The sequence below is a fragment of the Salicibibacter cibarius genome, assembly GCF_016495725.1.
Taxonomy (GTDB): domain Bacteria; phylum Bacillota; class Bacilli; order Bacillales; family Marinococcaceae; genus Salicibibacter; species Salicibibacter cibarius.
In genome coordinates this window covers 3,005,730-3,032,455 of sequence record NZ_CP054705.1, presented here as the reverse complement: position 1 = coordinate 3,032,455, position 26,726 = coordinate 3,005,730, and the positions used below count along the sequence as shown (strand labels likewise).

The 26,726-nt window shown below is 46.2% G+C and carries 32 protein-coding genes and 1 riboswitch; of the genes, 21 read left to right on the top strand and 11 right to left on the bottom strand.

Annotated elements, in window-relative coordinates:
• The first annotated feature begins 41 nt into the window (after positions 1-41).
• From copZ to HUG15_RS15380, 3 genes are all read left to right on the top strand, one after another.
• Complete coding sequence (gene copZ / locus HUG15_RS15400) at positions 42-248, top strand: copper chaperone CopZ (protein WP_200123934.1); 207 nt, start codon at positions 42-44, stop codon at positions 246-248.
• A 71-nt stretch (positions 249-319) separates the two neighbouring features.
• Positions 320-841, top strand: coding sequence for a cyclase family protein (locus HUG15_RS15395; RefSeq protein ID WP_200123933.1), 522 nt, complete (start codon positions 320-322; stop codon positions 839-841).
• A 749-nt stretch (positions 842-1,590) separates the two neighbouring features.
• Positions 1,591-1,726, top strand: a riboswitch (FMN riboswitch).
• Positions 1,727-1,876: 150 nt separating this feature from the next.
• A complete protein-coding gene (locus tag HUG15_RS15380; RefSeq protein ID WP_200123930.1) occupies positions 1,877-2,491 on the top strand; it encodes an ECF transporter S component in 615 nt (204 codons plus the stop codon).
• A 39-nt stretch (positions 2,492-2,530) separates the two neighbouring features.
• On the opposite strand, the gene HUG15_RS15375 is transcribed toward HUG15_RS15380, so the two are convergent.
• Both HUG15_RS15375 and HUG15_RS15370 read right to left on the bottom strand, forming a co-directional pair.
• Positions 2,531-2,710: a hypothetical protein gene (locus HUG15_RS15375; RefSeq protein ID WP_200123929.1), complete on the bottom strand. Its 180-nt coding sequence runs from the start codon at positions 2,708-2,710 to the stop codon at positions 2,531-2,533.
• A gap of 23 nt (positions 2,711-2,733) precedes the next feature.
• Entirely contained in the window at positions 2,734-3,507 is a 774-nt protein-coding gene (locus HUG15_RS15370; RefSeq protein WP_200123928.1) for a GAF domain-containing protein, read from the bottom strand.
• Positions 3,508-3,689: 182 nt separating this feature from the next.
• On the opposite strand from HUG15_RS15370, the gene HUG15_RS15365 reads away from it, so the two are divergent.
• The 6 genes from HUG15_RS15365 to HUG15_RS15340 all read left to right on the top strand — a co-directional run bounded on the left by HUG15_RS15365 (position 3,690) and on the right by HUG15_RS15340 (position 8,896).
• A complete protein-coding gene (locus tag HUG15_RS15365; protein WP_200123927.1) occupies positions 3,690-3,887 on the top strand; it encodes a hypothetical protein in 198 nt (65 codons plus the stop codon).
• A 254-nt stretch (positions 3,888-4,141) separates the two neighbouring features.
• A complete protein-coding gene (locus tag HUG15_RS15360; protein ID WP_200123926.1) occupies positions 4,142-4,906 on the top strand; it encodes an aminoglycoside adenylyltransferase domain-containing protein in 765 nt (254 codons plus the stop codon).
• Between the two features lie 211 nt (positions 4,907-5,117).
• Positions 5,118-6,185 carry a mechanosensitive ion channel family protein gene (locus HUG15_RS15355; protein ID WP_200123925.1) on the top strand — a complete coding sequence of 356 codons (1,068 nt, stop codon included), beginning with the start codon at positions 5,118-5,120 and terminating at the stop codon, positions 6,183-6,185.
• A gap of 98 nt (positions 6,186-6,283) precedes the next feature.
• Positions 6,284-6,997 (top strand): 2,3,4,5-tetrahydropyridine-2,6-dicarboxylate N-acetyltransferase, encoded by a 714-nt coding sequence (gene dapD / locus HUG15_RS15350; RefSeq protein ID WP_200123924.1) that lies wholly within the window; start codon positions 6,284-6,286, stop codon positions 6,995-6,997.
• A 67-nt stretch (positions 6,998-7,064) separates the two neighbouring features.
• A complete protein-coding gene (locus HUG15_RS15345) occupies positions 7,065-8,189 on the top strand; it encodes an N-acetyldiaminopimelate deacetylase (protein WP_200123923.1) in 1,125 nt (374 codons plus the stop codon).
• Positions 8,186-8,896, top strand: coding sequence for a glycerophosphodiester phosphodiesterase family protein (locus HUG15_RS15340; protein WP_200123922.1), 711 nt, complete (start codon positions 8,186-8,188; stop codon positions 8,894-8,896). The genes HUG15_RS15345 and HUG15_RS15340 overlap by 4 nt, the downstream gene beginning before the upstream one ends.
• A gap of 305 nt (positions 8,897-9,201) precedes the next feature.
• On the opposite strand, the gene HUG15_RS15335 is transcribed toward HUG15_RS15340, so the two are convergent.
• Positions 9,202-9,870, bottom strand: a complete 669-nt coding sequence (locus HUG15_RS15335) for a phosphatase PAP2 family protein (protein WP_200123921.1) — start codon at positions 9,868-9,870, stop codon at positions 9,202-9,204.
• 134 nt (positions 9,871-10,004) lie between these two features.
• Here HUG15_RS15335 and HUG15_RS15330 point away from each other — a divergent pair, with 134 nt between their 5' ends.
• Positions 10,005-10,271 carry a hypothetical protein gene (locus HUG15_RS15330; protein WP_200123920.1) on the top strand — a complete coding sequence of 89 codons (267 nt, stop codon included), beginning with the start codon at positions 10,005-10,007 and terminating at the stop codon, positions 10,269-10,271.
• Positions 10,272-10,544: 273 nt separating this feature from the next.
• Here the strand turns inward: HUG15_RS15330 and HUG15_RS15325 are convergent, their stop codons facing one another.
• The 3 genes from HUG15_RS15325 to HUG15_RS15315 form a co-directional block, all read right to left on the bottom strand.
• On the bottom strand, positions 10,545-11,375 hold the full coding sequence (locus HUG15_RS15325; RefSeq protein ID WP_200123919.1) for a mechanosensitive ion channel family protein: 831 nt from the start codon (positions 11,373-11,375) through the stop codon (positions 10,545-10,547).
• Between the two features lie 177 nt (positions 11,376-11,552).
• The gene (gene rnjA, locus HUG15_RS15320; RefSeq protein WP_200123918.1) at positions 11,553-13,220 is read right to left on the bottom strand and encodes a ribonuclease J1; all 1,668 of its coding nucleotides are present in this window, start codon (positions 13,218-13,220) and stop codon (positions 11,553-11,555) included.
• On the bottom strand, positions 13,221-13,430 hold the full coding sequence (locus HUG15_RS15315) for a DNA-dependent RNA polymerase subunit epsilon (protein ID WP_200123917.1): 210 nt from the start codon (positions 13,428-13,430) through the stop codon (positions 13,221-13,223).
• A gap of 574 nt (positions 13,431-14,004) precedes the next feature.
• On the opposite strand from HUG15_RS15315, the gene HUG15_RS15310 reads away from it, so the two are divergent.
• Positions 14,005-14,775, top strand: a complete 771-nt coding sequence (locus HUG15_RS15310; protein WP_200123916.1) for a Cof-type HAD-IIB family hydrolase — start codon at positions 14,005-14,007, stop codon at positions 14,773-14,775.
• Between the two features lie 123 nt (positions 14,776-14,898).
• On the opposite strand, the gene def is transcribed toward HUG15_RS15310, so the two are convergent.
• Positions 14,899-15,444 carry a peptide deformylase gene (def, locus tag HUG15_RS15305; RefSeq protein WP_200123915.1) on the bottom strand — a complete coding sequence of 182 codons (546 nt, stop codon included), beginning with the start codon at positions 15,442-15,444 and terminating at the stop codon, positions 14,899-14,901.
• Between the two features lie 311 nt (positions 15,445-15,755).
• Positions 15,756-15,920, bottom strand: coding sequence for a YjcZ family sporulation protein (locus HUG15_RS15300; RefSeq protein ID WP_281393512.1), 165 nt, complete (start codon positions 15,918-15,920; stop codon positions 15,756-15,758).
• A gap of 196 nt (positions 15,921-16,116) precedes the next feature.
• Here HUG15_RS15300 and HUG15_RS15295 point away from each other — a divergent pair, with 196 nt between their 5' ends.
• The 5 genes from HUG15_RS15295 to lpdA all read left to right on the top strand — a co-directional run bounded on the left by HUG15_RS15295 (position 16,117) and on the right by lpdA (position 21,878).
• Entirely contained in the window at positions 16,117-16,767 is a 651-nt protein-coding gene (locus HUG15_RS15295) for a YkyA family protein (RefSeq protein WP_200123914.1), read from the top strand.
• A 338-nt stretch (positions 16,768-17,105) separates the two neighbouring features.
• Positions 17,106-18,152, top strand: a complete 1,047-nt coding sequence (gene pdhA, locus HUG15_RS15290; protein ID WP_200129008.1) for a pyruvate dehydrogenase (acetyl-transferring) E1 component subunit alpha — start codon at positions 17,106-17,108, stop codon at positions 18,150-18,152.
• A complete protein-coding gene (locus tag HUG15_RS15285) occupies positions 18,152-19,129 on the top strand; it encodes an alpha-ketoacid dehydrogenase subunit beta (protein WP_200123913.1) in 978 nt (325 codons plus the stop codon). The genes pdhA and HUG15_RS15285 overlap by 1 nt, the downstream gene beginning before the upstream one ends.
• Before the next feature lie 51 nt (positions 19,130-19,180).
• A complete protein-coding gene (locus HUG15_RS15280) occupies positions 19,181-20,464 on the top strand; it encodes a dihydrolipoamide acetyltransferase family protein (protein ID WP_200123912.1) in 1,284 nt (427 codons plus the stop codon).
• A 4-nt stretch (positions 20,465-20,468) separates the two neighbouring features.
• Positions 20,469-21,878 carry a dihydrolipoyl dehydrogenase gene (lpdA, locus tag HUG15_RS15275; RefSeq protein ID WP_200123911.1) on the top strand — a complete coding sequence of 470 codons (1,410 nt, stop codon included), beginning with the start codon at positions 20,469-20,471 and terminating at the stop codon, positions 21,876-21,878.
• A gap of 41 nt (positions 21,879-21,919) precedes the next feature.
• Here lpdA and HUG15_RS15270 read toward each other — a convergent pair whose 3' ends face one another.
• Positions 21,920-22,303 (bottom strand): thioredoxin domain-containing protein, encoded by a 384-nt coding sequence (locus HUG15_RS15270; RefSeq protein WP_200123910.1) that lies wholly within the window; start codon positions 22,301-22,303, stop codon positions 21,920-21,922.
• A gap of 229 nt (positions 22,304-22,532) precedes the next feature.
• On the opposite strand from HUG15_RS15270, the gene HUG15_RS15265 reads away from it, so the two are divergent.
• The 3 genes from HUG15_RS15265 (at position 22,533) to HUG15_RS15255 (ending at position 24,388) form a co-directional block, all read left to right on the top strand.
• Complete coding sequence (locus HUG15_RS15265) at positions 22,533-23,381, top strand: polysaccharide deacetylase family protein (protein ID WP_246516363.1); 849 nt, start codon at positions 22,533-22,535, stop codon at positions 23,379-23,381.
• A 351-nt stretch (positions 23,382-23,732) separates the two neighbouring features.
• Entirely contained in the window at positions 23,733-23,849 is a 117-nt protein-coding gene (locus HUG15_RS15260; protein WP_200123909.1) for a GapA-binding peptide SR1P, read from the top strand.
• Between the two features lie 260 nt (positions 23,850-24,109).
• Positions 24,110-24,388: a UPF0223 family protein gene (locus HUG15_RS15255; protein WP_200123908.1), complete on the top strand. Its 279-nt coding sequence runs from the start codon at positions 24,110-24,112 to the stop codon at positions 24,386-24,388.
• Between the two features lie 25 nt (positions 24,389-24,413).
• Here the strand turns inward: HUG15_RS15255 and HUG15_RS15250 are convergent, their stop codons facing one another.
• Positions 24,414-25,046 (bottom strand): YktB family protein, encoded by a 633-nt coding sequence (locus tag HUG15_RS15250; RefSeq protein ID WP_200123907.1) that lies wholly within the window; start codon positions 25,044-25,046, stop codon positions 24,414-24,416.
• A gap of 200 nt (positions 25,047-25,246) precedes the next feature.
• Between HUG15_RS15250 and HUG15_RS15245 the strand changes: the two genes are divergently transcribed.
• Positions 25,247-25,435 carry a hypothetical protein gene (locus tag HUG15_RS15245; RefSeq protein WP_200123906.1) on the top strand — a complete coding sequence of 63 codons (189 nt, stop codon included), beginning with the start codon at positions 25,247-25,249 and terminating at the stop codon, positions 25,433-25,435.
• Positions 25,436-25,638: 203 nt separating this feature from the next.
• The gene (locus HUG15_RS15240; RefSeq protein WP_211202236.1) at positions 25,639-26,433 is read left to right on the top strand and encodes an inositol monophosphatase family protein; all 795 of its coding nucleotides are present in this window, start codon (positions 25,639-25,641) and stop codon (positions 26,431-26,433) included.
• A gap of 60 nt (positions 26,434-26,493) precedes the next feature.
• Here HUG15_RS15240 and HUG15_RS15235 read toward each other — a convergent pair whose 3' ends face one another.
• Positions 26,494-26,670 carry a DUF5325 family protein gene (locus HUG15_RS15235; RefSeq protein ID WP_200129006.1) on the bottom strand — a complete coding sequence of 59 codons (177 nt, stop codon included), beginning with the start codon at positions 26,668-26,670 and terminating at the stop codon, positions 26,494-26,496.
• Between the last annotated feature and the right edge of the window lie 56 nt (positions 26,671-26,726).

Sequence of the window (26,726 nt, the reverse complement as noted above, 5' to 3'; positions counted from 1 at the left end):
GGGTATTATAATGAAGGTAGACATTGAGAGGAGGGATTAGCATGGAACAAGAAACACTGAATGTTAAAGGCATGTCATGCGGCCATTGCGTATCGGCCGTTGAAGGAAACGTCGGTGAAATGAAAGGCGTATCCGATGTAAAAGTAAACCTTGATCAAGGTACCGTACAGGTGACTTATGACAAAAGCGATGTTACGCATGAGGCTATTGTCGATACCATTGAAGACCAGGGGTATGATGTTGATTAAACAAAATCAATAGAGAAAATAAGCTGCCGATTGCCGGCGGCTTATTTTGCATGAAACATAGGGGTGATTTCATGGAAATCATTGATTTGACAAAGACCATCTCCAATGGCATGCCGGTCTATCCGGGGGATCCGGCGGTGAATATCGTCGTTGCAACAACGGTGAAGGAACACGGTTATGCGGTCCGTGCTTTAGAGATGGGTTCGCATACCGGCACGCATGTGGATGCTTTTTCCCATATGCATGAAGGGATGGCATCGTTGGATGAAATTCCGTTAAAGCAATTTTGCGGAAGGGCGATGCGCGTGACGCCAACGATGGATTTTCCTTCACGCACCGGTTTGTTTTTTGCAGAAAAGGTCGGAGTTGATGTATTGGAAAAAATTTTGACTGCTTCGCCGCCGTTTGTAGGTGGGTCTTTAAGCGAGGAATTGGAACGACAATTATTAAAAAAACAAATTGTAACCTATACAGATCTTGAAAAATTAAAATCACTCCGACTGGGGGATGCATTTTCTTTTTTCGGATTGCCATTGAAAATTAAAAACGGAGATGGGTCTCCGGTGCGGGCTATTGCTATTCTAGGGGAATGAGATTGACGAAAGGAAAAATAGCAAACTTATCCGAATCATCGGTGTCATGAGCAGAACATTGGCACCACCGAGAAGAAAAAAATAGCAAATAAATGATTCCGTAAACCGTTCATGGCTCCAAGAGATAAATTGCAAATCAAGGGTGCCATGAAAACACCCAACGCACCTCCCGAAGAAGAAAAATTCAAAATCTGAGGTTTGATACGCGGCCATAACCCCCCTATTGCAGAAAGGCTGAAATAAGTGATCACACAAGCTACCGAAGGTCCGGATTAGGACTTCAAACCATGGTTATCGATCGGCTTAAACTGCCACAGCCCGAGTAAAGGTATCAAAGACGTTCATCAATGACCGAATGTCTTCCTGCGAAACAGAAATCCCGGTCTTGAAATGGTTATGACGACCGAACACGAAAACGAATCGCTCGTTCGGTCGCCATGAGGCAGCCATGATGACCGAATTCTTTCGAGACAAGCCTTTTCGGTCACCATGAAGCGGCCATGACGCCCGAACGCTTTCCATTCAGGCCATTACGGTCGTCATAAAGTGGTTATGACGACCAAACACGAGACTCGCCCGCTTTTTCGGTCGCCATGATGCGATCAATTGTCCAACGGCTTCCAAATGCCCAAGCCGGTCTATGGAATGTCCGTCCGCTACGCCGTTCATCCAGGTTATGAAACGATGAAACTTCCCTCTTGCATTCATGAAACAATAGTGATAGCATAACAATAACAAATAACTTCATTAAAAATCTTCGGGGCAGGGTGAAATTCCCGACCGACGGTGATGCGCCTTTTGGCGATGAGTCCGTGACCCGCGTTTGCGGTGGATTCCGGTGTGATTCCGGAACCGACAGTAAAGTCTGGATGGGAGAAGATTGCAGAGCAGTCCATGGTCCGCTGTGTCCGTGTGATTTTCCGTTATGTAAAAGTGCCCCTAAGTTAAAAAACTTAGGGGCTTATATTTTGCGATGTAGACGGAGAACTCTGCGTCTTCGTTCTTTAGAAAGCCGAAGAACGGGAGGGCGCAAGAATGAAAGAATCCAAGACGTTTCGTTTAGTGATGTACGCGGTGCTCGGTTCAATGGCAACGGCGCTTATGTTTGTGAGCATTCCGATGCCGATGTTTTTATCTTTCTTAAGTATTGATTTCAGTGAATTGCCCGTGTTGTTCGCGGCGTTGCTATTTTCACCGGTTGCCGGCGTAGCAGTAGCAGGCATGAAAATATTGCTGTATACGCTATTCATGGGAGCAGGGGATCCGGTTGGCATGATCTCGAACTTTGTGGCCAGTCTCTTATTCGTATTGCCGGTTGCTTATGTGTATCGTCATTTTCGAAGTGTAAAAGGATTAATGGCCGGTTTGGGGATCGCGATCGTATCGATGACGATCGGTCTGTCCGTGCTTAACTATCTTGTATTTCTACCGGCATATTCCTGGTTGATCGGTTGGGAAATGAGCAGTCAGGTGATGTTGACAACAGTGCTCGCGGGGATTTTGCCGTTTAATATTGTGAAGGGTTTGGCAATCTCGATTTTGTTCGTGCCACTCTTTTTGAAATTAGCCCCAATGTTGGAGAAAAAATCCTACGGCGGAAACCTACAACGGAAAACGCCGGCCGGCACCTATAACTTGAAGCAAAATTAATCATTAAAAAGCACTCCGAGGAGTGCTTTTTTTATGGTCTTATACTCGTTTTAAAAGCGCTTTTTTCGCGCGATTGGTTGAATAGGCGCTTTTTTCGCCGGAGAGCGTTTGCACGTTTGCGTTCTCCTTGAGCCATTGCCGGTAGTTGTGATCGGAAAGAATGCCTCTTTTTTTCGCCGATTTGGCTGCTGCTTTGCGCAATATATCTTTACCGCTCATTGTAGACCCTCCCTATCCATAATTTATTCACGCACGTTGAATTGTTGAGTGATATAACCGTCATTAATCATTTGACTATATTCAAAGAATGCGAGATCGATCACGCGCGCGTAAAGGCGGCAAATATACATCACTTCTTCCTGAAAGGCGCGGTGCGCATCCACCGTTAGCACGCCCCATTCGGAAAGGGGGAGGCAAAGAATGGCTCCGTACCCGTTATGATGTTTAGGCATGCCGTCTACATCGTCGCTTACATCAGGCACGAGTTGTATTTCTTTTTTGCGAAAACACCGGCCGGCGATCGTTTCGTCCATAGGGAGGACCTGGTTTCCGTCCCGGTCATCAAAAGCATTGCTTCCGGTAAAATAAACGAGTTGCCCTGATTCTTCGATCCAAACCGAAGACCGATGTTGTTCCCCCGGTTGGAATTTTATATCCGAGCTGAGGGCATGCACGATACGAATAATCAAGTTTTCATAGGTTTGCAGATTTTCTTCAGATTGAACGGAATATCGGCGCGCTTGTTGCAATTGCTTGAGGAAGCGTTCGGCATTTCGAAGCGCGTGGATGGTCTGAAGTGAAATATCTTTGTGAATGGCGGCTTGGTATTTTGTGTCGTGCAAATCCTGCTGGATTTTCTGAAACCCGAGTTCCTTATCGATTTTTTCCGTATATTTCATTGCCGCCCGGCCAATGAGAATAAAGGTCGTGATGAGTCCCAAGACGATGATGAGGCCGGTGACAAAATAAACCCATTCCGGTTGCTGATTAAGAAAAGTTTCCACCGTCGTTCTCATGAGAACCACCTCCCTAATATGTAAGCAAGGAGCTAGGGAAATATGAACGGCTCAGTTTTCCATATCAATCAATAGATGTATGCTGATTTTTATCGTTTTATAGGTTCGATCATTACAAGCATGTACTTTTTTTACATATGATTTAGTGTACGGCAATAACCAATAGGAAAGGGGACAACGGCATGGGTTACACGGTATGGGATAATATGTGGGGATTTGGTCATCACTGTGGAGAGAAGGAGAAGGAAGAAGCGGATGATGAGCGCCGCTTTGAGTGTGTATGTCGAGTAGTGGAAGCTGAGGAAGACGACCGAAAAGACCGAAGAAAACATGGCTGCGGCTGCCCCAGATGCCGGCGTTGCCATGGCTGTCATCGCTAATCCTTGGCCCGTGGGCGCGTGAAACAATGCCGTACTGTTTCAAAATGCTTTTGATCTATGGACATGTGTCGATACCTCCCTAAATGTTCGTAAGGAAGTAGGCAATAGCGAATCGTTGCCTGCTTCCTTTATAAAATGACTGAAAAATCATTGCATAGTTTGCGAAAATCGGATATCCTGTATATACATATATTAATAAAAAATGAGTTACAATTTATTAAATCACGAATAATGGATGGGGGAAGCGCTTCTTCATGGATGATCAGGTGGATGACTATTTGCATCAACTGTCGGAAGCTGTAAATTCAGTATTGGAAGATCGTGTGGTCGGGCTTTATTTGTGTGGTTCGGCAGTAGTGGATGATTACGACAAAGATGTAAGTGATCTTGATGTCTTTTGTATCGTCAAGCGGCCTTTAAAAGCAACGGATAAAGACGCTTTTGCACAGGCGTTGACGTATCATGCTTTGCCGTCACCAGGTGCAGGTTTGGAATTTTACGTTGTTTTGGAGGAAGAGGCTGCACATCCACACTCGTTGCTTTCCTATGAATTTGCCCTGTTAACCGGTCGGGGCTTTGAGGACATAGTTGAGGAAGAAGGCATGGACGAGGGCTTATTAATGGACTTCGCGATGATTTTACAATCAGGAAAAACATTGGCGGGCCGTCCGAAAGAAGAAGTTTTCGGAAGTGTTCCGAGGCCCTGGTTGCAGGAAGCCATGAAAGGTTCGTTGCGCCGGCATGAAAAGCATATTTTTCATCCTTTTTATGATCCTTATGGACATGAAGCAGTCATGAACGCCTGCAGGACGTGGTGTTTTAAAGAAACCGGGATTCTGACATCGAAAACAAGAGGGATGAAATGGGCATTGCAACAGCTCCCCGATTCCAACCTGATTCGTCACGCCTTGAGCGTTCGTCGGGGGCAAGAACATGGGCTATTGAACCACGAAGGCATTCGTTCTCTGATTCATTTTGTAATCAGCAAAACCCCGGTCAAGGTTCCATCGGCAATCTAATGCTCCCTGTGTCGATCAACGACATGGGTTTTTTTAGTAGGTAAGAAAGTATAAATCAACGTTCTTACCTACATAAGTTGGGCTAAGGCTTTTCGCCATAAAAGCTTGGCGAAAAGCCAAGTTTTCTAATTCTTATTCAAAATAATAGCCGATGAAGCATTAGGATGTTAACATTAAGTCAGACTAGCGGTTTTAGCAGGAGGAAATAACAGTGTTTGATTGGTACTATGCATGGTTGGAAGCTTGGCCGTGGTTGCATTATGTCATCGCGGCTCTTATCATACTGGTTTTTTTGATGTTGCGAAAGCTATTTACCCGTTTTATTTTTGCCGTCATAAAAAAGGTCTCCAAACATGGAAAAAGTCATTTCTTGGGGAATTTGCTTTATGCGTTTGAGAAACCAATGCGCATGCTTATCGTTGTTCTCGGCGTTTACTTTGCGGTTATGTACTTAAACTTGCAACCCGATGTCATGGTCGTGGTGAACCGGCTGTTGCGCACGTTCTTGATTGTATTTTTCGGCTGGGGATTTTTTAATTTCTCGGGAACGTCCTCGGATTTGTTTACACGATTAGGCCGAAAAGTAGACGGTGATCAAGATAGCATGTTGATCCCGTTTATATCCAGAGTACTGCGCGGTCTTATCATTGTGCTCATGTTTACGGTCATTGCCATGGAATGGGACTATGATATTAATGGGTTCATTGCCGGACTCGGACTTGGGGGACTCGCGTTCGCATTGGCGGCGCAAGATACGATCGCCAACTTTTTTGGCGGTATTATTCTCGTTACTGAAAAGCCGTTCAAGCGAGGGGATTGGGTTGAAACCTCCACGATTGAAGGAGTTGTTGAAGATATTGCATTTCGGAGTACGAAAGTCCGAACGTTTGCTGAAGGTCTGGTAACGATTCCGAACTCAACCATAGCCAATGACTCGATCACAAATTGGTCGGAAATGAGAACGAGGCAAGTGTTTTCCAGTATTTACTTAAAGTACAATTCACCGGTGGAAAACGTACGCAATGTGTTGAAAAGGGTCGATCAGGAGCTGCGGGATAGTCCGGAAGTGCATCCGGAAGAAATTGAAGTTTACGTAAGAGAATTTGAAGAGTATGGAATGGAAATGTTGGTTTATTACTTTACGAACGCTACCCCTTGGACAGAGTGGTTGAAAGTAAAAGAGTATTTCAATATGCGAATCCTGGAGATATTGGAAGAAGAGAACGTAGAAATCGCGATACCGATGCCCGATTTATACAAACACAGAGACCCATCTTAATCAACAGAGACGTCAGAGGTTTTGCTTTTGTCGAACGAGAGACTATGGTATTCTGTAAGATGTGAGCTTAACGGACAAAAGACGAGGAGGAGACCAACATGGAAATGATGGATGGAAACGAGATTATTCAATTTATCTCGGATAGTGAAAAATCAACCCCTGTAAAGGTACACATCAAAGGGGACATTTCTGCCCTTGATTTCGGAGCGAATACAAAAGTGTTCCCGTTTGGAGATGCCGCGGTGCTTTTCGGGGAATGGGGCGACATTAAAGACATGCTTGATCATGAAAAAATAGAGGACTACGTCGTTGAAAATGATCGCCGCAACTCCGCGGTCCCGCTCGTCGACCAAAAAGACATCCCTGCCCGTATCGAACCGGGTGCAGTGATTCGCGATCGCGTGAAAATTGGACAAAACGCCATTATCATGATGGGTGCAATGATTAATATCGGATCTGTCGTCGGTGAAAATACGATGATAGATATGAATGCCGTGCTTGGCGGACGCGCAACAGTCGGCAAAAACTGCCATATCGGCGCCGGCTCCGTGTTGGCAGGGGTGATTGAGCCTCCATCGGCGACCCCGGTCATCATCGAAGATGACGTCGTGCTTGGCGCAAACGTTGTCGTTCTCGAAGGAGTGACCGTCGGGAAAGGCTCCGTCGTCGCTGCAGGCGCGGTCGTGACCGAAGACGTGCCTGAAAACAAAGTAGTGGCTGGAACGCCGGCGCGTGTCATCAAGGATATTGATGAAGGCACACGCGGAAAAACGGAAATTAAAACGGAACTGCGGAAGTTAAAAGACGAATAAATGCCGGCTCCTTGCTTGTTCACACGAGCAGGGAGCTTTTTCTACAATACGGAATCGAGGGATAACTATGTACACGACAGAAGAGTTGTACGCCATTCGCCGCCATTTACATCAACATCCTGAATTGGGATTTGAAGAATATAAAACCCAGCGCTATTTGCTCGATAAGATAGGCGAAATGAAGAACGGCCATTTTAGGGTGAAAACATGGCAGACGGGGATTCTTGTTTTCGTTGAAGGTTATGCGGCAACGCAGACGATTGGTTATCGAACGGATATGGACGGGCTGCCGATCAAAGAAGAAACAGGGCTTACGTTTGCCTCGCGATACGATGGAAAAATGCATGCGTGTGGGCATGATCTGCACATGACGATCGCCGTTGGCATCCTTTCCCACTACGCGGAGAATCAGCCGAGAGACAACCTCCTGTTTGTTTTTCAACCTGCGGAAGAAGGGCCGGGCGGCGCGGAACCAATGTTGAATACCGATCTTTTTCAAGAATGGCAACCGGACTGGATGTTTGCCCTTCACATTGCCCCGAATGAACCCGTTGGAACGATGACGACGAAGAAAGGGCTTTTATTCGCGAACACTGCCGAATTTATGGTTCACCTGCGCGGGCGCGGTGGCCATGCCGCTTATCCTCATCAAGCCAATGACATGGTCGTAGCTGCCAGCCACCTCGTCACCCAAATCCAATCCGTCGTCGCGCGCAGAATTGATCCGTTGGATAGCGCGGTTATTACGATTGGAAAAATCGAGAGCGGAACAAAAGAAAACATTATCGCCGAACGGGCGGACACGGAAGGAACGATACGGACACTGTCGGCGGAAGCGATGAATCTCGTTCAGAAACACGTGCGTAATATCGGCGCGGGCATTGCGGCAAGTTTCGATTGTGACGTGGACGTGGAATGGGGGTCGCAATATAAACAGGTATGGAACAGTGAAAAAGTGGCGTCCTTTATGGCGTTTTCCGAAAGATCTCCGGATGTGAATTTTAGGGAGGCGGATATGGCGATGACGGGTGAGGACTTTGGTTTTTTTCTTGATAAAATACCGGGATTCATGTTTTGGCTAGGGGTCGATAGCGACAAGGGGTTGCATGACCCAAAGCTTAATCCCGATGAAGCCGCGATCCCTATCGCCGTTGATCACATCATTCGTTATTTGGCAGATGAGATGAAATGAAATGGATCGCACACCGAGGTTTTTCGGGTGAAGCACCCGAAAACACGTTTGCTGCTTTTGAACGCGCGATTGAAAACGGGGCCGCGGGCATTGAATTGGATGTTCACGTGTCAAAAGACGGAGAATTGATCGTCATGCATGATGAACATGTCGGGCGGACAACGGATGGAACAGGGTGGGTTCGAGAAATGACTGTTCCCGAGCTGGCCGAACTGGACGCGGGCGCCTGGTTTAGCGAAAACGATCGCGGGGAGCAGCGTGTCCCGCTGTTGGATGACGTATTGGCGTGGATTCCCGCGAATGTGTTGCTGAACGTAGAAATCAAAAACATTCCGTACGCTTATGAAAGAATCGAAAAAAAGGTAAGCGATACGCTGGTGAACCATAATCGCGTGGAGAACACGATCGTTTCATCCTTTGACCATGCATGTTTATATCGATTAAAAGAATGGAATGCGGCGGTGAAGATCGGGTTACTTTTGAATTTTCGCCCCGTTAATATGGAGGGCTATCTTCGTCTTTTTTCACCATTTGACGTTCACTCGCTCCACCCCCATGCAAGTATTTTACAAAATAACGATGTCGAGCGTTGGCAAAAGCAAGGTGTAAGCGTTTTTCCCTATGCCGTGACACGTAAATCCGACGTAAAACAAATGCAAGCGTTCGGCGTAAATGGAGTGATTAGTGACGCGCCGCCGGGAGATTGATTGAATGATCATTCTAGAGCAAGGATGCGGTTCGGTCGCCATGGAGGATTTATGATGCCCGAAACCGAAGGGCCCGCTCGATGACGGTCACCATGAGGCGTTTATGATGCCCGAAACCGAAGGGCTCGCTCAATTACAGTCACTATGGAGGGTTCATGGCGCCTGAAACCGAAGGAATCGCAAGGTTTCGGTCACCAAGCCGTGTTCATGATGCCCGAAAAGCCCTGCTTCGCTTAAATTCGGGCACTACGACACGTTCATAGCGCCCCAAAAAAGCATGAGCGCATCCTCGGAGCTCCTCTTTTTCATACATCTACTCGAGCAGTGGGCATACGTTTCAATAGGAAGCGGAGGATCGCCAAGCACACATAAAACCAGACAATGGAAATAGCGACGCCTGCCAAAATATCGGAAGGGAAATGGGCGCCCACAACGACTCGGCTAATAGCGACAATGATGATCAACGCAGCAAAAAGCACAACACCCCACACTCTGCCCACGTTTTTACTCATCAAACGATAGCACATATAGATCGCAAACAGGAATAAAATCGTGCTTCTCATCGTATGGCCGCTCGGAAAACTGTAAGAGGCGATTTCAATCGATTGCCCGAAGGCTTCAATCACACTCATCTCCCCGGGCCTTTCCCGTTGAAACAAAATTTTAAGGAAAAAATTTAACGCCAATCCTCCAAACGTAAGCGACAATAAAAAAACACTAAGTTGCCATCGTTTGCGCCACAATAAAATAACAGCAATAATGAGCGTGATGACAAGGACAAACTCGCTCGATCCCATCATTGTGAGGATGTCCATCAACGTAACGACAAATGGCGAGACGGTTTCGGTAACCCAGATGCTTACGGCTTGATCAAGCGTCGACCAATCATCTCGGAAGGAAAAAATAGATAACAGCATAAACAAGATAAAAAAGCTCATCGCGATAAACCAATGTTTCGTTTTTAATAATGGCATAAGCAGCACTCTTTTCTGCGGGAAAAACGCCCCGCGTTTTCTAAGCACACTGCTCCATTATAAATAATCCAACAAGAAGGTTGCAATCGAAATCGAAAAAATAAATCAGTAGCCCCAGGATGTAACAACCTGTCGTGAAAAACACCTCCGACCACAAGCGGCAAGATCATTTATCGTTTGATAACCGTGGCCACCCTAAGCGTCAAAAAAATGGAGACAGCCATTACGAGGGCGATCAGGGGATTGTCAAAAAAGAAAAGAATGAGCATGAGAGTTGTCTCGTACACATCGCTTTTTGTGTCCGATCTTCCATTTTCAAAACAAATGATTTATCAGCTAAAGGGGATAAATCATTTGATCCCGCTAGCGATACGTTTCAAAAGTCCTTTCTCTATAAATAACCAAACGGGGATCGCGGTAGTATGACTTTCAAACAGCGGGACAAATCGAGCAAATACTCGAACCCTGTGTCAATCGGCCATATGCAGTCCTTTATCGTTCTGCTTCCAGCAGTCGCCCAGATTTTAGATCGGACACTCATGCCTTTCTCTAGCAAAACTGTCCGATATTACGCTTGCCGCAAGCCCGGCGCTTGGATCGGGAAAATAACCCACACGTGTCCATCACTTGCATGAAAAAAAAGATAGCCCGTAAGGCTATCTTCCTGATGTCCGTTAACCGTTATTTTTTTCCTGTATATACACTTGCTGCGGTACCGGAATCTCGATACCGGCTTCGTCAAGCGCTTCTTTGCTTGCCTGGAGTATTTTCCGTTGGATGCCCCACTGTTGCAAGTTCCCTGTGTAGGCGAGAATTCGAATTTTCACATCGTATTCATCGATGGAGCCGACACCGAGCACGTCCGGACCTTCAAGAATACCGTCTTCTTCTTCGGCCAAACGATTCATGGCGTCTTGCAAGACTTTCATCGTTTCACTGATATTCTCATTAAAGGAAATTCCGACATCCACCATCGCTTCCATGTTTCCGCGGGAATGGTTGCTTACGCTCGTGATTTCACGATTGGGGATAAAATGAAGCGTGCCGTCCCACGCGCGTATGCGTGTCGTCCGTAAACCGACTTCTTCGACGATGCCATCCAAATCAATGACCGTTACATAGTCTTCGACGTCAATTTGTTTTTCCAATAAAAGGAAAAAACCTGTAACGACATCACTGACGAGCCCTTGTGCACCAAAGCCGATGGCAAGGCCGATGACACCGGCGCTCGCGAGAATCGGTCCGATGGGGAGACCGAAGATATCGATCACGATGACGATGACGATGAATAGCAATGTATATGAAAATACATTCATGGCTAATTTTTCAAGCGTTTGTGCCCGGTTGTTGTTCATTTTACGTTTTTCTTTCATCCGCTGAAACGTCCGGGTAATGAGCGATCCTCCGATGGCTCGGAAGATGAAATAGCCGACAATAGCCAACAAAAGTTGCCCAACAATCATAAATATAGTGGTGACGTATGGATTGGTTAATAAATCGTCCATTGCGATCACTCCTTGTCTGAAATGGGATTGGATGCGTATCTGTCACTCGGGGCTTAGTATAACATATTGTCAAATCTTGCTGAAGTGAAAAAATGTGTGGGCTAAGGGCTTCCTGAAAAATACAAAAGACAAAAAAAAGCAAGGCTCCCATTAGACTGGAGCACTTGCCAAAAAAACTTACACTTCCATGATGATCGGCAAAATCATTGGCTTGCGTTTTGTTTTTTCATAGAGGAATGGGTTGAGCAATTCGATGATTTCATTTTTGATTTCGGACCATTGGCTCGTCTTTTTCCTCATTAATTCTTCAATGTGCTTTTCCAATATTTTCTGTGCATCATGGATAAGATGGCTAGACTCTCGCATATAGACGAATCCTCTGGAGATGATATCCGGTCCCGCGGCCACTTTAAAGTTTTTCATGTCGATGCTGACGACCACGACGACGAGCCCTTCTTCCGAAAGAATGCGACGGTCACGTAAGACGATGTTCCCGATGTCCCCGATGCCGCTTCCGTCGACGTATACGGTTCCGGATGGCACTTTGCCGACTTTTTTCGCTTCATTACTGCGCAAAGCGAGTACTTCACCAATCTCCATAAGAAAAATGTGGTCTTCCGGGATGTCGCAATCAACGCCCAACTTTTTGTGATTGACGAGCATGCGGTATTCCCCGTGAATCGGGAGAAAGTACTTCGGCTTCATGAGACGAAGCATAAGCTTTTGCTCTTGCTGGCCGCCGTGTCCCGATGTATGGATATCGTTTAACGGACCGTGGATGACATTCGCCCCGGCACGGAACAATTGGTTAATAATTTTGTTGACGCTTAAGGCGTTTCCGGGGATCGGAGAGCTGGAAAATACGACCGTATCCCCAGGGATAATTTGAATTTGCCGGTGGGTACCATGGGCAATTCTTGAAAGTGCTGCCATTGGTTCGCCTTGACTGCCTGTACAAAGGATAGTTAATTCATTGTCAGGCAAACGGTTGATTTGGCTGTTGTCCACAAATGTATCTTTCGGCGCGCGAATATACCCGAGCTCTTGCCCGATCGTGATCGCCGATTCCATGCTGCGGCCAAAGACAGCAATTTTTCTTCCGTACGTGACCGCTGATTCCACGACTTGCTGCAGCCGGTGGATGTTGGACGCGAACGTAGCGAAAATAATGCGCCCGTCTTCTTCCCTGAAAATATGGTCGATGCTTTCGCCGACTTTTCGTTCCGGCATCGTAAATTCGGGCACTTCACTGTTTGTGCTGTCAGACAAAAGGCATAGCACGCCTTCTTCCCCGATTTTCGCCATTTTCGTTAGATTTGCCGGTTCCCCGACCGGGGTGAAATCAAATTTAAAGTCCCCGGTGTGCACGATGTTTCCTTCAGGGGTGTGCACAACAACGCCTAACGAATCGGGAATGCTGTGGGTCGTTCGGAATAAAGAAATCGATGTGTGTTTGAATGTAATGACATCGTCTTCTTCCAATTCTTTCAGTGTCGTCTTGCGCAGCAAGCCATGCTCTTCCAGTTTCCCGCGCAAGAGGCCAATCGCCAATTTCCCTCCATAGATGGGAACGTTCACTTCCCGTAACAAATAAGGGATGCCACCGATATGGTCTTCATGGCCATGGGTAATAAAAACACCTTTAATTTTTTCCTCATTTCGAGATAAATACGTGTAATCGGGGATCACGTAATCAATGCCGAGCAATTCATCTTCCGGAAACATGATTCCTGCATCAATAACGATAATTTCATCTTTGTATTCGATCGCATACGTATTCTTGCCGATTTCGCCAAGCCCTCCAAGGGCAAAAACAGCAACTTGGTCATTTTGTAACTGTTTCATTTATCGTTTTTCCACCTTAAAATCTTCGCTTTTTTGTTCATATTCAAGATGCGCATCCGATAATGGCTGAACTAATTCAATATTAATATGGTCTTCGGCAAGCTTTTTTCTCACATCTTGTTTTGAGTCTCCTTCAATAAAAAGCGTTTCGGTTTTTTCGCGCACTGGCATCTCATCATAATTTTGTTGGTACAATACTTTAAAAATCACGGAAAATCACTCCTTCGTGCAATCGTTTTTATAGGCAGACGAAAAGCATCGTTCTCATGGTATGAGTAACGAATGCATTCATTATATAGACATGTGTTTAACAATCGGACTCAACCCGATTTTATATCTACGTTCCGTCTTTATCAACGTTCTGAACATGCATTCTCGCTTGCCATCATGAATATGCTTGGCCGAGATTCATGATGGCGGGAGGGCTTATGCATGTTGCCGACGCTGATTCCAGTTCTTCCAGTATAGCTTACTTTTTTAAAGAAAGCAAACAATTGCTAAGGATTTCCATGTGACATGCCGTTACGTGCGAATGGACCGGTGCTTGGGAAGAAGAGAGCGATACCGTTTGCGCAACTTTTCTTTTAATTTTTTCAGCATCTTTTATCCCTCCTAATCATTATTCCCATGTAACGTGCAACGCATCAAAAAATAGTCTTTGCTTTATTTTGTGTAGAATTCCCCCGAAATGTGCCAGTAAATTTATGGAAGGCAACCTATGCTTTTCAAGAAACGAAAGTTCAGTCATAATAAGGATAGATAAAAAGGAGAAGGAGAAAGCCGCATGACGAAAAAAATGGTCTTTTTTGACATCGATGGAACGCTGTATGATGATAGCAAAAAGATTCCCGCTACCGCGAAAAAAGCGATTCGCGCTTTAAAGGAAAGGGGCCATGAAGTAGCGATTGCGACAGGAAGAGCGCCGTTCATGTTTGAGCAATTGAGAAAAGAGTTGGCTATTGATACCTTCGTCAGTTTTAACGGTTCTTATGTGGTGGTGAATGGGGAGATTGTCTTAGCCAGATCACTCCAACAACGAGCATTGGAACAACTACATGAAGATGCTTTGAAAGAGCAACATGTGATGGTGTTTATGGATCATAAAAGCGCGCTGACGGATGTGAAAGATAACCCTAGAATTACTCAATGTTTAGGGGAACTTAAAATGCCGTATCCGTCGATTAGCATTCATCCGCGACAAGGGGATATTTATCAGGCGTTATTGTTCGCGGCCGAGCACGAAGCTTTTACGTATGACAAATATCAGGATTTTGATTTTGTGCGTTGGCATGATTTTTCGGTAGATGTCTTGCCGGTTGCCGGGTCTAAAGCTAAAGGGGTGCAAAAAGCCGCAGATATTCTGCACGTGGATATAAAGGATACATTCGCGTTCGGTGACGCGCTCAATGATATTGAAATGCTCGAGTTTGCAGGTACAGGGGTAGCAATGGGAAATGGGATGAAAGAAGCGAAAGAAGCTGCAGATTTTACAACAACGGCTGTTCATGATGATGGGATTGCCAACGGGTTGAAAAAGCTGGGACTTTTAACGTGATGCCTGAAAAGAAGGGGCAAAGTGGCTCCTTCTTTTTTAACGCTATCAGAAAATACAAATTGTTCGGACGATAGAACAAGCAAGACTTTGACTATCGCCATCCTGGCGATGAGTCAAGCCTTTCTAAATGGTAGGTGCTGTTTTTTTGTACGGGCCGGTGTAATCTTCAATGCGGTCATAAAACATGACGCCGTTCAAATGGTCGATCTCATGTTGGGCGACGATCGCGGGCAACCCTCTGAACCTTAAAACCACTTCCTCATCCTCCAGTGTCCGTGCTTGCAGTTTCAAGCGTGCGTACCTGGGCACGATGCCTTCCACTTCTCGATCAACGGAGAGGCATCCCTCACCATTTTCTAGGTGGGTTTCCTCCATGGAGTGGCTAATGATACGAGGGTTGAAGAACCCATAGCTATGCAAACGTTCGCGGTCATCGGTCACATGCATGGCAAACATCCGTTTTGGCACCCCTAATTGTGGAGCTGCTAAACCGCTGCCCGGCCGAAGATCATATTTTTCAGCGATGTCAGGGTCTTGGCTGTTGATGAGAAAATCCAACATCTTCTGCAACAATTCACGGTCCTCTTTCGATGGCGGAATGTTTACAGATTGAGAGACTTCCCGAAGCACCGGGTTTCCCTCGCGCACAATGTCTTTCATCGTAATCAAATTGTTGCGCCTCCTTTTGATGACTTTTTTCTAATATGTTAATGAGGCATGCGCGGATTTTAAAAGCTGTAAAAACAAGTGCTCGTTTGTTGATATTGCAACGGTTATTTCTCCTTTATTATAGCAGAAGTACAAATTCAACAAAAGTAAAAAAAGTCATGGCATGCATGACAACGGCACTCTGCTCCCCGTGCAAAGTGCCGTTTTTTCATGATAGGTAGGAAAGTATAAATCAATTTTCTTACCTACATAAGTGCAACTAAGGCTTTTCGCCATAAAAGCTTGGCGAAAAGCCAAGTTTTCTAATGTTACTATTTTTTTACGGGCGTGTACGCAGCCCCTACGATAATGAGCAGGATGAAGAGGACAACGATGAGCGCGAATCCGCCACCGCGTTGACCGCCGTAGCCGCCTTGGCAAAATCCGCCGTAGCCACCGTAGCCCATTCCGCCGAATCCGCCGTAACCAAATGACATGGAGAAACCCCTCCTTTAATGTTTACGCTCCTGCGCTTTATGAGCGCTTACGCTACACTTTATGCAAAATAATCCATATTGTTTGGTTAAACACCCAAATTTTTGATAAAGAATGCGGGCTCCGTTTTTGCAAGCGTTTTCCAAATACTATATGATAACAACGAACGCGACTGATTCGATGTGAGGAGGTTGGGTCGTGAAAACAAAGGTTCACACCATTGTGTGCGGGCTAGGGGTTTCGATGCTTTTGGCATTATCGGCCTGTCATGCACCGGAGCAAAGCCTGCAAATGCATTTGGAAGAAGCGGTGGAGTTGGAAGAACCGTTTGTAGAGCAACAAGAGGCTATTGTTGCCGCGGAAGAAGCGGAAAAAGAACGATTTGAGGAAATGATCGAATTAGGCCTAGCGGAGATGGATGATATAGGAACCCTCGCCAATGAAGCAACTGCCTACGTTGATGAACGGGAAGAGCGCATGAATACGGAAAGAAAAAGTCTTTCCCGGGCATATCAAGAAGTTGAAGAAGGAGCCGTTCATGTCCGGGAGATTGACGATGAGGAAGCACGGGAAAAGGCAGAGTCCGTGATCGGTGTTATGGAACAGCGGTATGAAGCGCACAGTGATCTATATGAGGCATACATGGAAGGGCTACGGTTGGACCGGGAGCTTTATGAGATGCTCGTGGATGAGGATTTGGCGTTTGAGGATTTGGAAGCGCACGTGGACACCATTAACGATACATATGAGACCGTTGATCGCCATAAAGAAACGTTCAACGAACAAACGGTCACATTTAACGACCGAAAAGAAGAATTTTATCGATTCGCGGGATTGGGGCACGATTGAAAAAGCGAGGTCTGTTACACTCTTATCTCACGAAATCTCTATTTTGATATATAACAGATAGAATGATTTATAATAAACAGAAATAGTTAAACATATGGTTTGACGGCTGAAATGCTAGTGAGGTAAACTTAATTTAGAATCATTGTATTAGTTTTTTCAGGCTTAATAGTAAAACAGAAAAAGAGGCCTGAAAACAAGATTGAAAAAAGGCTCATTCGGGTAACTTATTTGTAAATCGACATTTAGGCAGGGGACGGATCCGTAAAGGGGAAATTTTGGCGCTTAGCAGTACGAAAGGAAAGAAGAGGTGAGCCATTGTGGCTAAACATAAGTATGAAATGTTGCAAATTCTGGATGAAAACGGAAAAGTGGTTAACGAGGATGAAAAACCCGATTTATCCGATGAACAGTTGCAAGACATCATGTATCGAATGGTGTATACGAGGATTCTCGATCAACGGGCTGTCTCGTTGGGACGTCAAGGGCGTCTTGGCTTTTACGCGCCTGTGGCCGGCCAGGAAGCTTCCATGATCGGCTCTCATTATGCCATCGACAAAGAGGACTGGATTGCCCCCGGCTATCGGGACATCCCGCAATTGCTTTGGCACGGGTTTCCGCTTTGGCAATCCTATTTGTTCTCCAAAGGCCATTACAAAGGAGGGCAAATGCCGGAAGGGGTCAATGCGCTCGTTCCGCAAATCATCATCGGTGCCCAGATCGTACAAACGGCCGGGATTGCATTAGGTTTGAAAAAGAAAGGTAAATCGCAAGCCGTCATTACCTACACGGGGGATGGCGGAGCTTCGCAAGGGGATTTCTATGAAGGAATGAACTTTGCGGGGGCGTTTCATGTTCCCGCGATCTTTGTTGTGCAAAACAACCAGTACGCCATTTCCGTGCCCGCCGATGAACAGTCAGCAGCGGATACGATCGCGCAAAAAGCGGTTGCTGCCGGAATTGAAGGCATCCAAGTCGACGGAATGGACGCGCTCGCTGTCTATGCGGCAACGCAAAAAGCAAGGCAAAACGCCGTTGACGGGAATGGTCCTACTTTGATTGAGACGCTTTGTTATCGCTACGGCCCCCATTCGCTTTCCGGGGACGACCCTACTCGTTACCGAACGTCCGAAGAGGATGACGAATGGGAAAAACGAGATCCGCTCGTGAGATTTCGCAAGTACTTAGAGGAGAAAGACCTCTGGTCCGAAGAGAAAGAAAGTGAAATTGTCGACCAAGCAAAAGCGGATGTGAAAGCCGCGATGAAAGAAGTGGAAGAAACGCCTCGTCAAAAAGTGAGCGAGTTAATCGAAATTATGGGAAATGAACTACCGAATAACCTTCAGGAACAATTGGAGGAGTATCGTGCGAAGGAGTCGAATAAATAATGGCAGAAATGACGATGATACAGGCAATAACAGATGCCATGCGCACGGAATTGAAAAATGATGAAGACGTTCTTCTTTTCGGTGAAGATGTCGGCTATTATGGCGGTGTATTCCGGGCAACGGAAGGCTTGCAAAAAGAATTCGGCGAAGACCGTGTTTTTGACACGCCGCTTGCAGAATCCGGTATCGGCGGCCTCGCCATTGGATTGGGTGTCACCGGTTTCCGGCCGATTATGGAAATTCAGTTTATCGGCTTTATTTTTGAAGTCATGGACGGCCTCGCCGGGCAAATGTCACGGATGCATTATCGCACTGGCGGGTATTACAATAGTCCTATTACGGTACGGGCGCCGTTCGGCGGGGGTGTGAAAACGCCCGAATTGCATCCGGACAGCCTGGAAGGGTTGATGGCGCAAACCCCTGGCATACGGGTAGTCGTCCCGTCAACACCGTATGATGCAAAAGGATTGCTCATTTCCAGTATCCGCTCCGATGATCCTGTTTTTTACTTGGAGCATATGAAGCTCTATCGTTCCTTAAAAGGAGAGGTTCCTGAAGAAGGGTATACGATCGATCTTGATAAAGCCGATATCAAGCGGGAAGGCAACGACATTACGCTCATCGCTTACGGCGCGATGGTTCATTCCGCCCTGAAAGCGGCTGAACAGTTGAGCGAAGAAAACATTGAAGCGGAAGTCATTGACTTGCGGACGGTAAGCCCCGTGGACCTTGATACGATCATCGAGTCGGTGAAAAAGACGAACCGCGCGGTCGTCATCCAGGAAGCGCAACGGCAAGCAGGGGTTGCAGCCGGCATTTCCGCAGAAATCAGTGAACGTGCCATTTTGCATTTGGAAGCGCCGGTGGCACGAGTGACAGCTCCGGACACTGTCTATCCGTTTGCATCCGATGAAGATGTTTGGTTGCCGGATCACAATGATATTGTCGAAAAAGCGAAAGCAACGATCGATTTTTAGAAAAACAATGCTTGAGGCGCCGAGTGATCATTGAAAAGGAGGTCCTTGTGAGTGGCTTATAAATTTGAACTCCCAGATATTGGGGAGGGGATTCATGAAGGCGAGATCGTCACATGGTTTGTGAAAAAAGGGGACAAAGTCGAAGAAGATGATGTTCTCTGTGAAGTGCAAAATGACAAAGCCGTCGTCGAAATTCCTTCTCCGGTAGACGGAACGATTTTAGATGTGAAAGTAGAAGAAAACACCACTGTAACGGTCGGAGACGTTATTATCACGATCGATGACGGCAGCGGACCTGAAGAGGAAGATAACAACGAGGACGAGCCGTCCGCGGCTGAAAGTAAATCGGACGATGAAAAGAAAGAAGAAGAAGCCGCTGAAAAAGAAGACAAAAAAGACGAAGGGCAACAGGAAGACAGCGACGAGGACAATAAACGGGTCATTGCCATGCCCTCGGTCCGTAAATACGCCCGCGAACAAAACGTAAACATCATAGACGTAAAAGGAACGGGCAGAAACGGGCGAGTCTTAAAAGACGACGTCGATGCCTTCATGAGCGGAGATTCTGAAGCGGGAGAACAAGCGGAGAAACCGGCGGAAGAAAAAGAAGCCGCACCGAAAGCAGCAGCCGATGTATCGGAAGAACGCGTGCCGCTTAAAGGCATACGCAAAACAATTGCGAACGCGATGGTGCACAGCAAGCGTACCGCGCCGCACGTCACGCACATGGATGAAGTGGAAGTAAGTGCGCTCGTGGCAAACCGGAAACGATTTAAGCCGGTGGCGGCTGAAAAAGACATTAAGCTTACGTACTTGCCGTATGTCGTAAAAGCATACACATCCGCGTTAAGGGAATACCCGGTGCTAAACGCCTCCATTGACGATGAAAACGAAGAAATTGTTTACAAAAAGGATTTCAATGTCGGCATTGCCGCAGACACCGATCGAGGGCTAATGGTCCCGGTTGTTGGACAAGCGGATCGCAAATCAATTTTCATGCTCGCCGATGAGATTAATGAACTTGCCCAAAAAGCAAAAGACGGAAAATTAGCGAGCACGGATATGCAAGGCGGAACGAGTACGATTTCCAATGTCGGCTCGGCCAATGGGGCTTTTTTCACGCCGGTTATCAATCATCCGGAAGTCGCGATTCTCGGGATTGGCCGTATCGAGGAAAAAGCAGTCGTCCGAGACGGGGAAGTTGTCGTTCGCCCGATGCTTGCGTTATCGTTAAGTTATGATCACCGCCTGATTGATGGGGTGACTGCACAGCAAGCGTTAAATCATGTGAAACGTTTGCTTAACGATCCGGAATTAATAATGATGGAGGGGTAAAACAATGGTTGTAGGAGATCTGGCAGAAGAAGTGGATACGATTATCATCGGGTCCGGTCCCGGGGGATACGTGGCGGCGATTCGTGCCGCCCAACTCGGACAGTCCGTCACCATCGTGGAAAAAGGGAACTTGGGAGGCGTTTGCCTAAACGTTGGCTGCATCCCGTCAAAAGCTTTAATTGAGGCCGGGCACAGTTACGAAAAAGCGCAAGGAAATGATGAACTCGGCATTAAGGCGGAAAACGTCTCCGTTGATTTTTCCAAAGTTCAAGAATGGAAAAGCGGCGTTGTCCAAAAATTGACGGGCGGTGTCCAAAGCTTGTTGAAGGGAAACAAAGTGAACGTTGTGCAGGGAGAAGCTTACCTCTCCGACAAGGACACTGTGCGTGTTTCAAGCGAGAATAACAGCGGACAATCTTACAAGTTTAAAAACTGTATCATCGCTACAGGCTCTCAGCCGATTGAGTTGCCCAATTTTAAATATAGCGATCGGGTGATCGATTCCTCGGGCGCGTTGGCATTGGAGGATATCCCGGAAAAACTCGTCGTCATCGGCGGCGGCTATATCGGCATTGAGTTGGCAGGCGCCTATGCCAATTTCGGAACGGAAGTGACCGTTCTCGAGGGAGAAAAACGAATCCTCGGCGGGTTTGAGAAGCAAATGTCCCAACTCGTTCAACGCCGTTTGAAAAATAAAGGCGTCACGTTCTACACACAAGCAATGGCCAGTGGTGTGGAAGAAAAAGATGACGGCGTGACAGTAACGGCCGATGTTAAAGGTGAAGAACAAAAAATCGATGCCGATTATGTGCTCGTAAGCGTTGGACGCAAACCGAATACGGAAGAGCTTGGCCTCGAGCAAATCGGCGTTGAAATGGACGATAAAGGACTCATTCAAACCGACAAGGAAGCGCGCACGAGCGTGTCCAACATATTCGCGATCGGTGACATCACCGATGGTCCGCCGCTTGCGCACAAAGCGTCTTACGAAGGAAAAATTGCAGCTGAAGTCATTTCCGGAGAAGCGTCTGCCATTGATTATCTCGGCATTCCCCTCGTTGCTTTCTCGGAGCCGGAGTTGGCAGCTGTCGGTTATACGGAAGATGAAGCAAAAGAAGCGGGCTTTGAAGCGAAAACATCGAAGTTTCCGTTCCAGGCCAACGGACGGGCTCTCTCTCTTAATGATACTGACGGGTTTATGAAACTTGTTACACGCAAGGATGATGGTTTGGTCATTGGCGCTCAAATCGCTGGCCCCAGTGCCTCTGACATGATCGCCGAAGTCGGGCTTGCCATTGAAGCCGGCATGACCGCGGAAGATGTCGCGATGACTATTCATGCCCACCCGACCCTCGGAGAGATTACGATGGAAGCAGCGGAAGTGGCGTTAGGAACACCAATTCATTCAATGTAAACAAACCGAAAACACCGGTGCTGGATAGCAGCACCGGTGTTTTAGCGTTCGTTGAAATTGTCCTGTAAGAGTGTGACGAGTTGCTCCATCGATTGTTCGCCACTGACAACCGCGACAAATTCATCATCGTGGATTAACATAAGCGTGGGAAATTCCTCCACTTCACATTGGTTAGACGCGGCCTCTTCCTCTCGAATAATGGTGACGTCCGTCTTTTCATCACTTTTATTTTGAAAATCAATCAATGCATCATAATAAGGGCGTTCAATGGCGGGTTGATTTTCATCAATGAATAACAATGCTTGAGGTTCTTCGGTGGTAGCGACTGCTTCAAATGTATGTACGTCGTCTGAGTTGTTGCATGAAGAGGAAATTGTAATAATGGCAAAGATGATGGCTATAAAAACCGTCTTTTTAGCTGTCATATTCTCTCACGACCTTTTTTCAGGCGTAATCATCTTTGAATCGATGATATCATGGAAATGAAAGCGAGGGGGAAAGGTAAAGAAACTGTAATAGAAAAGAAAACACAAAGATAAAGAATTAAAGTCACAGAAAGAAAAGCAATCAATCTTTGAAAATATATTGCAACTTTTGTAGAAAAATGTAATATTAAATGAGGGTCATGAATACATAAGTTGGGGGAATTTTGAATTGCGTTTGTCTAAAGCAAAGCCTTGTTTGTTGGCAGTAACGCTCGTGCTCGCGGCATGCCAACAAACGGAAGAAGACGTAAGCGTGGAAGAAGCCGAAGAGGAAGAGAACACGGTTGTTGAAGAGGAAAACGAATCGGAAGAAGGGGAAGAAAATGAGCCCTCCAATGAGCCTTCCGAAGAGAATGAGGAACATATGGAAGAAGAACCTGAACCGGCGTACACGCTTAATGAAAATAACTGGGCGTTGGAACCCATTGATGATGCCGAAGAAGAAGCGGTCTTGATTACTATCGATGATGCACCGGATGAACACGGGGTTGAGATGGCGGAAACGCTTGAAGACCTTGATGTGACTGCAATTTTTTTCATCAATCATCATTTTATTGATGATGAAGAGGGAGAAGAACAACTCCTTGAGATTATTGAGCATGGACATGAAATCGGAAACCATACCATGACCCATGCAAATTTACAGGAAATCTCCGAGGAAGAGGTAGAAGATGAAATCGTCGATTTGAACGATGAAATCGAACGGATCACCGGGGAAAGACCGGACTTTTTCCGGGCGCCTCACGGAGCAAATACCGATCGCAGCTGGGAGGTCGTGGAAGAAGAAGAGATGGTAGGGATGAATTGGACCTACGGATTTGATTGGGAAGAAGAATATACCGATCCCGATGCCCTGTCGGAAATTATGGTGGAAACAGAGCTCTTGCAAAATGGAGCCAATCTTCTGATGCATGATCGGGAGTGGACGAGCGAAGCCCTTGAAGATATTATTTTAGGTCTCGAAGACGAAGGCTATGACTTTATCGACCCCGCGGAAATTGAACAGGAGAATGAATGATATAGGCCCGTGTGGTGATGCGCGGGTTTTTGAACGGGCGCTTTCATGGAGACCGTAAATAGCTTTATGAATCGAGTTCGGGCTCCATGAATTGCCTATGGTGCCCGAAAAAGGATTTCCGGAGGAAATTCGGTCTTCATGAGGCCTCCATGGCGCCCGAAATAGTAATTCCCGAACGAATTCAGTCGCCATGAACCGCCCCGCGGAGACCGGGGTGACCACTCCTGCATCTAACTTCTAACCCTCCAACCTTCATAATGTGTTATACAATTTGTCATTGACAAATTGATTGTGACATCATATTATAAAAATACACATTAATAAAACGTTTTCATAGGGGAGTGCGATGGTATGGCAATGATCGTTTGTTCCGAATGTGACTGCACCATTGAACATTTCAAAGCGGATAAGATGGCAACGTTATACGGAAATTGTGAAGCATGCAAGAAAAAACGCGCGTCAAAATAACAACGCGCGTTCTTAAGAGGTGGTGTATCGCCGCTCGTGCGGCGGGACGCCACCTTTTTTTGCACTTTAAGAATGTTTAACTTTGTTAAAGGATTAAAGTATAAGATAAACTAAGGTTTCCACTATAAAGACTTGGTGGAAGCCAAGTTTTTCTAAGCAGGTAAGAAAGTATAATCAACAGTGCAATTAAGGCTTTCACCATAAAAAGCTTGACGAAAAGCCAAATTTTCTAACTATAATAGCTTCGAGGTGGTGTTACGATGAAAGACGAAATAGCTATTCCATTTTCTACCGATTGGACGGAAGATGAGATTGTAACGGTTGCGAACTTTTTCACACAAGTCGATAATGCCTACAATGAAGGCGTTAAAGCAGGTGAACTTCTAAACGCTTATAAGAAATTTAAAGAAGTGGTGCCGGCAAAAAATGAGGAAAAGACGTATTTTCGGGATTATGATGAACAAGCGGAGCAATCGTGTTGGCGAACGGTCCGCTTGGCCATGGAAAAAGACCCGGAGGACGTCGTCCGGCACACGTAAAACAAGGCTTTTTCGCCTTGTTTTTTTACGTGTGCAATTGGGTGGTTTGTTTGTAAAACGGTTGTACACGTTTAAACGTATCCATGATTGTTGAAAAGAGTTTGTCTTCGTTTTCCAAGACAGGATTGTCACGTGCAATTTGTTGCCCGATCAAAAACTCTCCCTTTTTCACGTCACGAAAACGCACGAGGCTTTTGTGCAATTCCTCGGAGCCCATCGCTTCCAATGTACGTGCATTTTTCTTTGTATGATCCAGTGACACAGCGTAATGGCCGGGTAGTTTCTCGAGCTCATCTTGGCGGTCCAACAATTGCTGTGCGATTTCTTTTTTATTCGGAAGCTCGTAAATAAAGGCAAGCCAAATGAACAGATGATCATCAAACAATCCGACTTGAAAATGAGGATGTTTTTTATAGCCGCGATTGTCGTGAGCAACGGCGAGCCATGTATCTGTTGGCGGGTTTGTTTTTCGGCGAGCGTGTTTAGCGATGTGCAAAAACATGTCGTTGCCGGTTAAATCGCTGAGTTCCTCAGCCAGGGGTTCACCGAGCGCTTTGAATTTCGGCTGAATTTTTTCCCGTATCGCTTCCATTCGCGGTTCGAGTCCTTCGATATGAAAGACATTGAATTCATCGTGTGTAAATGTTGGAAGATCCATCTGGCAAAACTCCTTTACTCATTATGATAGCGCTTGTGGGACGAGGAATCAAACCGAAAGCAGTGATTGAATTTTTTTATATGAAATGAACTGGACGCTTGAAATATGGAGTGCATATGATATAATAATCAAAATCAGAATAATTAATCATGTCATTGCTTGTGGTTGTCAGAGGCTTTAAAAAAAGAGGGGTGTGTGTGATGGAACAAGTCATCCAAGCGCTTAAGAGGACTGACGCTGAGGAACGAATACCGGTGCTACGTCTGGAAATCGATTATGAACTCGTCACGCTGCACGACGCAATGAAAGGCAATGATGAAGAAGAAAAAGTTCAAACAAAACAACGCTTGAAACAACTTAGACAAGAGCTCATACGTTTAGAAGCGTAACAATAAAAGCGCATTCATGAGTTTTGGCGGAAAGCGGGCATTTGCCCGTTTTTCTTGTTTATGGAAGTCTAAGAAGGGGAACATAATACATACATGTATAGATACGGGTAGCATGGTCTTGCGTGCGAGCCCTTTTAAAATCAACAGCAAATATGAGATACTATCCATAGCCATTTGCGAACATCGAAGGAGAGGGTCATCCCGTGGATTGGACAGCGATGAAAGATCAAGCAATAGCATTTATAACGGAGGCCGCCCACCGTCTTTACGATCCCGCTATTCGGAAGCTGGATATTGACACGAAAGAAGACGCGGATGACCTTGTGACCGAGAATGACTTTGCAGTGCAACGTATGTTAACGAAAAAAATTAAAGAAACATATCCCACGCACTTTGTGGTTGGCGAAGAAGGAAGGCATGACAAATCAACGCCCGAAAATGTCGTGACTTGGTATATCGACCCGATCGACGGGACGACGAATTACGTCCATCAGTATATGAATTTCGCCATTTCGATTGGGATTCATTATGAAGGGGAGGGCAAAGTCGGTGTGATCTATGATTTGATTGCCGACGAATTGTTTAGTGCCGTTCAAGGGGAGGGGGCATACCTGAACGGGAAAAAATTACACCCGCGAAGGCCGGTGGATCTATCGCGTGCAATCATCGGTTTTAACGCGCGTTGGCTCGTTGGCAGAGCAGACGCGACAACGAAAGAAGTGTTCGCAAATATTGTGAGGGACGTACGCGCGACCCGGTCTTACGGCGCTGCTTCCTTGGAACTGGCTTACATCGCTGCCGGACGTTTGGATGCTTATATAAATATGCGCTTGTCACCATGGGACTACGCAGGCGCAATGGTTCTGCTTTCGGAAACGGATGCCGGTTGTGCGCCTCTGTTTGATCATGATACCTTGTTTAAAGATTCATGTTCTATGCTTGCAGGTGAAAAAAACGTCTTTGAAGACATTTACCAAAGGTGTAATGCTGATCAATAAAAAAACGAACAGCCCCTTGCGCGGTGATGCGGGGGCTGTTCGTTTTCTTGGGAAAAGGGATTAGGTCACGGGTTTTCTTTTACGGTAAATGGCCGCGCCTTTGAACGAAGCATACAGAACGATGGTCGCGATGATCGCGATTAAGATACTTCGTTCCGCCACTGCAATGCCATAGGACAAGATGGACGCTGTGGCAAGAAAGGCTAAGAATAAGAGGGTCCAGTTTATTTTTCGCATCAGTTCACCTGCTTTTCGTTTTCCTTCGTCTAGTGTAAAGAAAACGCGCAAGGGGA

Bases quoted from the DNA above. Each gene is read 5' to 3' on its own strand.
- HUG15_RS15300 (WP_281393512.1), bottom strand. From the start codon at position 15,920: ATGTCATTTGGTTACGGCGGATTCGGCGGAATGGGCTACGGTGGCTAC.
- lpdA (WP_200123911.1), top strand. From the start codon at position 20,469: ATGGTTGTAGGAGATCTGGCAGAAGAAGTGGATACGATTATCATCGGG.
- HUG15_RS15345 (WP_200123923.1), top strand. From the start codon at position 7,065: ATGTACACGACAGAAGAGTTGTACGCCATTCGCCGCCATTTACATCAA.
- HUG15_RS15325 (WP_200123919.1), bottom strand. From the start codon at position 11,375: ATGGACGATTTATTAACCAATCCATACGTCACCACTATATTTATGATT.
- HUG15_RS15335 (WP_200123921.1), bottom strand. From the start codon at position 9,870: ATGCCATTATTAAAAACGAAACATTGGTTTATCGCGATGAGCTTTTTT.
- HUG15_RS15365 (WP_200123927.1), top strand. From the start codon at position 3,690: ATGGGTTACACGGTATGGGATAATATGTGGGGATTTGGTCATCACTGT.
- copZ (WP_200123934.1), top strand. From the start codon at position 42: ATGGAACAAGAAACACTGAATGTTAAAGGCATGTCATGCGGCCATTGC.
- rnjA (WP_200123918.1), bottom strand. From the start codon at position 13,220: ATGAAACAGTTACAAAATGACCAAGTTGCTGTTTTTGCCCTTGGAGGG.
- HUG15_RS15270 (WP_200123910.1), bottom strand. From the start codon at position 22,303: ATGACAGCTAAAAAGACGGTTTTTATAGCCATCATCTTTGCCATTATT.
- HUG15_RS15255 (WP_200123908.1), top strand. From the start codon at position 24,110: ATGAAAGACGAAATAGCTATTCCATTTTCTACCGATTGGACGGAAGAT.
- HUG15_RS15360 (WP_200123926.1), top strand. From the start codon at position 4,142: ATGGATGATCAGGTGGATGACTATTTGCATCAACTGTCGGAAGCTGTA.
- HUG15_RS15395 (WP_200123933.1), top strand. From the start codon at position 320: ATGGAAATCATTGATTTGACAAAGACCATCTCCAATGGCATGCCGGTC.
- HUG15_RS15310 (WP_200123916.1), top strand. From the start codon at position 14,005: ATGACGAAAAAAATGGTCTTTTTTGACATCGATGGAACGCTGTATGAT.
- dapD (WP_200123924.1), top strand. From the start codon at position 6,284: ATGGAAATGATGGATGGAAACGAGATTATTCAATTTATCTCGGATAGT.
- HUG15_RS15235 (WP_200129006.1), bottom strand. From the start codon at position 26,670: ATGCGAAAAATAAACTGGACCCTCTTATTCTTAGCCTTTCTTGCCACA.
- HUG15_RS15260 (WP_200123909.1), top strand. From the start codon at position 23,733: ATGGCAATGATCGTTTGTTCCGAATGTGACTGCACCATTGAACATTTC.
- HUG15_RS15370 (WP_200123928.1), bottom strand. From the start codon at position 3,507: ATGAGAACGACGGTGGAAACTTTTCTTAATCAGCAACCGGAATGGGTT.
- HUG15_RS15340 (WP_200123922.1), top strand. From the start codon at position 8,186: ATGAAATGGATCGCACACCGAGGTTTTTCGGGTGAAGCACCCGAAAAC.
- pdhA (WP_200129008.1), top strand. From the start codon at position 17,106: ATGTTGCAAATTCTGGATGAAAACGGAAAAGTGGTTAACGAGGATGAA.
- HUG15_RS15380 (WP_200123930.1), top strand. From the start codon at position 1,877: ATGAAAGAATCCAAGACGTTTCGTTTAGTGATGTACGCGGTGCTCGGT.
- HUG15_RS15285 (WP_200123913.1), top strand. From the start codon at position 18,152: ATGGCAGAAATGACGATGATACAGGCAATAACAGATGCCATGCGCACG.
- HUG15_RS15250 (WP_200123907.1), bottom strand. From the start codon at position 25,046: ATGGATCTTCCAACATTTACACACGATGAATTCAATGTCTTTCATATC.
- HUG15_RS15375 (WP_200123929.1), bottom strand. From the start codon at position 2,710: ATGAGCGGTAAAGATATATTGCGCAAAGCAGCAGCCAAATCGGCGAAA.
- HUG15_RS15245 (WP_200123906.1), top strand. From the start codon at position 25,247: ATGGAACAAGTCATCCAAGCGCTTAAGAGGACTGACGCTGAGGAACGA.